Origin of the sequence: Acetitomaculum ruminis DSM 5522 (genome assembly GCF_900112085.1) — a bacterium.
GTDB lineage: Bacteria > Bacillota > Clostridia > Lachnospirales > Lachnospiraceae > Acetitomaculum > Acetitomaculum ruminis.
Window position 1 is genome coordinate 1 of the sequence record NZ_FOJY01000035.1, and the last position, 6,013, is coordinate 6,013.

The window sequence follows — 6,013 nt, forward strand, 5'->3', positions numbered from 1 at the left end:
TATGATCGGAACATGCTTCTGCTTCAATTATTTCTACACCTTTTCTCTTGCATAATTCACTTAAAATATGGGCTATGTCAGCTCTTATTTTTTGATATATTATCTTTCTTCTAAATTTTGGTGCGAATACGATATGATACTTACATTCCCATGTTGTATGTGCTAGACTATTTTTGTCCATTTGGATAAACCTCCTTTGATTTTTTAGTGCGGCTGTCGAACCAGCACTATTATATCATTGGAGGTTTTCCTTTTCTTGAAGCTAAAGCTCATTGGGAACACACCTGCATAGCAGGTGGTTTTATTGGTTTTCAATCCAATAAAAGCCACGCATCAAATGATACGTGGCTTGATTTTATTTCGCATATTCTATTGCTCTGGATTCTCTGATAACGTTTACCTTTACCTGTCCAGGATATTCCAATTCATCTTCAATCTGTTTTGCAATATCTCTAGCCATAAGAACAATATCATCATCGTTAACTTGCTCTGGAATTACCATAACTCGAATCTCTCTTCCTGCCTGAATAGCAAAAGATTTTTCTACTCCTTTGTAGGAGTTTGTTATATCTTCAAGTTTCTTTAATCTGTTTGTATAAGTTTCTAATGTCTCTCTACGAGCTCCCGGCCTTGCGGCAGAAATAGTATCTGCTGCCTGTACGATACAAGCTATCAATGATTCAGGTTCTACATCACCATGATGGGATTCAACAGCGTTAACGATAAGACCTGATTCTTTATACTTACGACACAAATCCGCGCCGATTTGTATATGCGATCCTTCCATCTCTCTATCAACAGCCTTACCAATATCATGTAATAAACCTGCTCTCTTTGCAGCTCTAACATCCAAACCTATCTCTGATGCCAACATTCCTGACAACTGAGCTACTTCTATCGAGTGTTTTAATGCGTTTTGGCCATAGCTTGTTCTAAATTTCATTCTTCCTAAAAGCTTAACAAGTTCAGGATGAATTCCATGAACGCCCACTTCCAAAGTAGCACCTTCACCCTCTTCTTTAATCATTAGCTCAACATCATGTCTAGCTTTTTCAACCATCTCTTCGATTCTGGCTGGATGAATCCGTCCATCAATAATAAGTTTTTCTAATGCAATTCTTGCTATTTCACGTCTAATTGGATCAAATCCTGACAAAATTACAGCCTCAGGTGTATCATCAATAATCAAGTCTACACCGGTTAATGTTTCGAGAGTTCGAATATTTCTTCCCTCTCTACCAATAATTCTTCCTTTCATTTCGTCATTTGGAAGCTGAACTACAGAAATCGTAGTTTCAGAAACATGATCAGCTGCACATTTTTGTATAGCAGTTACAATATAATCTCTCGCTTTTTTATTAGCTTCTTCTTTTGCATTATTTTCTAACTCTTTTATTAATTTTGCAGTATCGTGTTTGACATCATCTTCAACAGTTTTTAACAGATATTCTTTTGCTTGTTCAGAGGTTAAACCAGAGATTCTCTCTAATTCCTGTAATCGTTTATCATGTAATTCGGAAATTTCTCGTCTTTGACGCTCAATTTCTTGTTCTTTCGCTGCAAATCCCGCTTCTCTTTTTTCAATAGCTTCTGCTTTTTTGTCAAGGTTTTCTTCTTTTTGTAAAACACGTCTTTCGTATTTTTGAAGTTCTGAACGCCTCTCTCTACTTTCTTTTTCAAGTTCGTTCTTTGTCTTTATAGACTCTTCTTTCGCTTCAAGTAATGCTTCACGTTTTTTTGTTTCTGCAACCTTAATTGCTTCGTCTATTATCTCCCTTGCTTTACTCTCTGCACTACCTATCGTCTTTTCATCAACTGATTTACGATATGCTGTAGTTACTAATGAGCTTACAACACTGGAAATTACAAGCGTGATAACAACAGCTATAATTATATAGCCAATCACAGGAGCACCTCCTTATTTAGTTTTCATTGTACAAATACAACACTTAAATTTTAAACTTTTTTCATATTAATGTCAAGCAATATAAACATTCTGTAAACTTTAGCTGCAAAAAATTCGGTCTTTTTATATGTATACTTTGGTCTTTACTTACAAAAAAATCCTCTGGATATAAAATCCAGAGGATTAACTTCTCAATTATTTACTTTCTCAAGTATTATTTATCTAAGAAATCTAAGAATGTATCAGCGTAGATTGTTTCATTTCTGATGATATCACAACATTTGATTGTTTCCATTAATCTTCTGTCGTTAGGGTTAACGATAGCAGATGTGAATCCATTCATGATAGCCATAGCAAGTAATGATGAATCCATGATTGGTCTAATGTTCTTAGGCATTCCGTTTGAGTTATTTGAAAGTCCACCTGTAGATTTAAGACCTTGTTCGCTGATAGATTTGATGAACTCAAGAATATCTAACTGTTTGTCCTGCATTCCTTTGATAACGAGGAATAATGGATCGAACCACATATCTTCTCCTGCGTCCATTCCTTTTTCCATACCTCTTTCAAGCATTTCCTGAAGGAATACCATACGCTCATCATTGTCACGAGCAACAACACCTTTTGAGCAAAGTGCAATTACGATAGCATCGTTAGCAGCAGCTAAATCGATGTACTCAACTCTGTCTCCAGCATCTGCTGAGTTAACGATTGGTTTACCTTTAGATCTGTTGTAAACTGTAATACCAGCTTCGATAGCTTTCATGTTTGAAGTATCAAGAGCAAGTGGAATGTTATCACATTCACCCTGAATAAGCTGTACAGCCCATTTCATAAGATCTTCTCCATCAGACTCTGCAGGTCCGATGTTTACATCGATGTAGTCAGCACCAGCAGCTATCTGCTCTTTAGCTCTCTTTAAGATCGGTTCTGGATCTCTTTCAGTTAAAGCTTTGTTGATTGCAGGTGCAGTTGTTGAAATTCTTTCACCAATTGTAATAAATTTTGCCATTTGTTCTCTCCTCACTTAGTTTTTACATAGTCTTTTTGTTATAAAACAATCATAGAGGTCATGTTTGTCAAATATATGACCTACACGGCCTCTTACGATTGATTATTTCTATTATAATTAAGCTGTTAAGTCTTTAAGGAATTTAACTAACTGTACAGCTTCGTTTGGAGCAACTATAATTTCCCAATCAGGAAGTTTGTTCTCAAGTTCACCTTTAAGAACTGCAACTTTACCAGGGATAATTAATTTTCTGCAAGTAACTTTGTCTTTGATTTCTTCTTCGATAAATTTAGAAATTGAAGAAGCACTTAATTTACCAGCAGCCCAAGATGTAAGAACTGACATTCCACCAGCATCCTGGATAATAAGGTTAATAGGTACTCCAGATCTCTCTAACTCTCCTGAAACTACGAAGTATGTTAAAGCGAAGTCTACTGTTGTAGCACAAAGTGAATCTGCTGTAGCACCATTGATTGGATAAATACCTGGTTCTACTGTCATTGGTTTCTGTGGATCTGTAAATACATTCTGTCTTAAACCATAGAGAGCCAATGCCTGTGCATAATCCATCTCTTCAAATACAACCACTGAACCATATTTTAATGTGAATAAGGAAGCTAAAGCAGCCTGCATTGTCTTGTCACCAGCAGCTAAACGGCCGATGTTAACAAGTGATGGATAACCGAATGTTCTATCCTCATTTTTAAGACATGCTCTTCTGATTTCAACAGCATTCTTAAATGCATCTTTAACTGATTCTGTTCCTACATCAAGGATAAGGTTCTTGTTTCCTAATTTTTCAATAGCTTCTACAGTATCATGTAATTCATCAAGGTTTGCACCTGTAACACCAAGAACTACACCATATTCTGTAGCAAGATTGCTCATTGCTTCATAGTTAGAAGCGTCTGCTCCATTAAGGATTGGTTTTTTATCTTTAACAACGTCAAGTGCTGCCTTAGCAAGGTCAACATCTTTAACGCCTAATACTAAAGTTCTTCCTGTTGCGTCAGCTTTCTTTACTAAATCAACATATCCGTCTTTTCCGTCTGCATGATTTACATAAACAAGCTCAACATATTCTCTCTCACCGATACGCTCATAATCGATCTTTTTCATTCTTTCAAGAATTGCATCGTTTTCAGCGTCGTCTTTGCAATCACATACAGTAGTTGCATAAAGTGTTTTGCTTACGAAAGTCTTTTCATGTCTATATAATACTGTTTCACCACCAAGCTGATGTTCTTCATCACCTGCGCCGATTTTGATTGTCTTCATCGGAGGTGCTGTAGCCTCAGCTAACTGTGCAACAACGTCATCTGAAATATGTGGGCATTTTGTAATTTCAACTGCACCCTGTGCAACTTTCATTGAAAATGCCATACAAGTTGGGAATCCACATTCCTTACAATTTTTCTTTGGTGTTAATTTAAAAATATCAAGACCTTTTAATGCCATTTTTTATATCCTCCTTCCCTTTCGATTACATTAATTCTTTAACAAATTTAGAAACTGTTGCAACCGATTGAGGGTGTTTAAGAATTACAGCGTTTGAACCACTAGCAATACAAGCAGTTGCAGTTACGATTTCCATTTCTACAGCTCTAGCTTCACGTGAACCCCATTCTGGAGCATCTTCTTCTGAAGCAAGAGACTCTTTAACATTGTATGTTTCTGAAGCAACAGGTGTCATAATAGGCATCTGTAAATCTCCATCACCCTGTGAAAGAGCAGCAGATTTAATTCTGTCTAATGTAGAAACAACATACTCAAAACCATATCCAGCTGTTGCTGATCCTACGTTACAAACGATGTCTCCGGCATTAACGCCTAACTGTGTAAGAACTACATTTAACTGTTTTGCAAGGTTGATATCAACTGCTGACTCAGCTCCAACTTTCTGTTTGTAAGCAAGTCCTACAGATGCTCCAACATTTTTGTAGTTTTCTTCTTTACATGCAAGGAATAAGATATTTTTGTCAGGAACTGCTTCTGCAATTTTGGAAAAGAGTTCTGAATCTTTTTCAACATTTTTACATCCGCAGATTACGATTGGAAGATCAACTGCTGCTGCAACCTCTTTTGCAATTGCTACGCAATCTTCTGTTGATTTGTTTTCGCCGTTTGGATCAGCTCCTTCAAATCTTAATGAAAGGAAATCAGCTCCTTCCATAGTAGCTGCCTTCTTAGCCTGATCTGCGATTGTGTCGCATCCTGCATAGAATTCCTTTAATTCTGGAAGAGTATCATCGATACCTAAATCTGTAAGCTCAACGCCTACCTTTGGTGAATTAGCAATGGCATCATCAAATGTATATAATGGGAATACATTTTCTCCACCGAGAGTAATCTTTTTATCGCCAACGCCTAATTCTACTGCATTGATTGAAGAACCAAACTTCTGTGTTGCTGCTTTAAAAGCCATTTAATAAATCCTCCTTTTATTTTAATTCTCTATTCCGCCACATACATATAATTATGTATTGTAACCAAAGTATAAGTAGGGACAAAACCGGTATACATCTTTCCGGTTGCATAATGGAGCATTTGCGCATCAACTCCATTACAGTTCATAATAGATAATTATCTACTCACATTCTCTCATCTATTATACACTATTCATGCACTTTGTCAATTATTTATCAACATTTTTATTGAATTTCTACTATAACTTTCATATAGATATTCACATATTTCACTTTATTTTATAAAATTTGCTAAAAATTATTATCAATTCTTTAAATATCTCTGGCAGTTTGCACCGCCAGAGATATATTGATTTAATATTCTTAATATTGTAATTACATCATAGGTTCCATGTTAAGAACTGGATGTCCTTTTTCTGTAAGGAAGTTGAGTAATGCTTCTCCGTCCTCTGCGATTGTTTCATCAGCAATCATATCAGCGAAGTTATCAATATCATAAAGCTCTTTAGCTGTCTTATTGATAGCATCTGCAATTTCTTCTTTTAACTTCTTAGGAAGCCATACAAGTCTTTCAAGTCCACCTTCTGCTTTCATGAATTTCTTGGAAGCGATGAAGTGTTTTCCATGTCCCATGAATCCAGGTGTCTGAACTCCACCACCTGTCATAGA

Annotated in this window: 5 protein-coding genes and 1 pseudogene; all 6 read right to left on the minus strand. The window is 36.2% G+C overall.

Going from position 1 to position 6,013, the window contains the following annotated elements; translation table 11 throughout:
• Positions 1 to 181, minus strand: a 181-nt coding sequence (gene tnpA / locus BM153_RS13200) for an IS200/IS605 family transposase (protein WP_143088319.1), incomplete at its 3' end; no start/stop codon positions are given.
• 174 nt (positions 182 to 355) lie between these two features.
• Entirely contained in the window at positions 356 to 1,894 is a 1,539-nt protein-coding gene (rny, locus tag BM153_RS13205) for a ribonuclease Y (protein ID WP_408606201.1), read from the minus strand.
• A 226-nt stretch (positions 1,895 to 2,120) separates the two neighbouring features.
• Positions 2,121 to 2,918 carry a carbon monoxide dehydrogenase/acetyl-CoA synthase methytransferase subunit gene (gene acsE / locus BM153_RS13210; protein WP_092874940.1) on the minus strand — a complete coding sequence of 266 codons (798 nt, stop codon included), beginning with the start codon at positions 2,916 to 2,918 and terminating at the stop codon, positions 2,121 to 2,123.
• 117 nt (positions 2,919 to 3,035) lie between these two features.
• Positions 3,036 to 4,376, minus strand: a complete 1,341-nt coding sequence (acsC, locus tag BM153_RS13215; RefSeq protein ID WP_092874943.1) for an acetyl-CoA decarbonylase/synthase complex subunit gamma — start codon at positions 4,374 to 4,376, stop codon at positions 3,036 to 3,038.
• 25 nt (positions 4,377 to 4,401) lie between these two features.
• Complete coding sequence (gene acsD / locus BM153_RS13220; protein WP_092874946.1) at positions 4,402 to 5,343, minus strand: acetyl-CoA decarbonylase/synthase complex subunit delta; 942 nt, start codon at positions 5,341 to 5,343, stop codon at positions 4,402 to 4,404.
• A 376-nt stretch (positions 5,344 to 5,719) separates the two neighbouring features.
• Positions 5,720 to 6,013: pseudogene (locus BM153_RS13225) on the minus strand (acetyl-CoA decarbonylase/synthase complex subunit alpha/beta); the annotation flags it as partial.

Bases quoted from the DNA above. Each gene is read 5' to 3' on its own strand.
- acsE (WP_092874940.1), bottom strand. From the start codon at position 2,918: ATGGCAAAATTTATTACAATTGGTGAAAGAATTTCAACAACTGCACCT.
- acsC (WP_092874943.1), bottom strand. From the start codon at position 4,376: ATGGCATTAAAAGGTCTTGATATTTTTAAATTAACACCAAAGAAAAAT.
- acsD (WP_092874946.1), bottom strand. From the start codon at position 5,343: ATGGCTTTTAAAGCAGCAACACAGAAGTTTGGTTCTTCAATCAATGCA.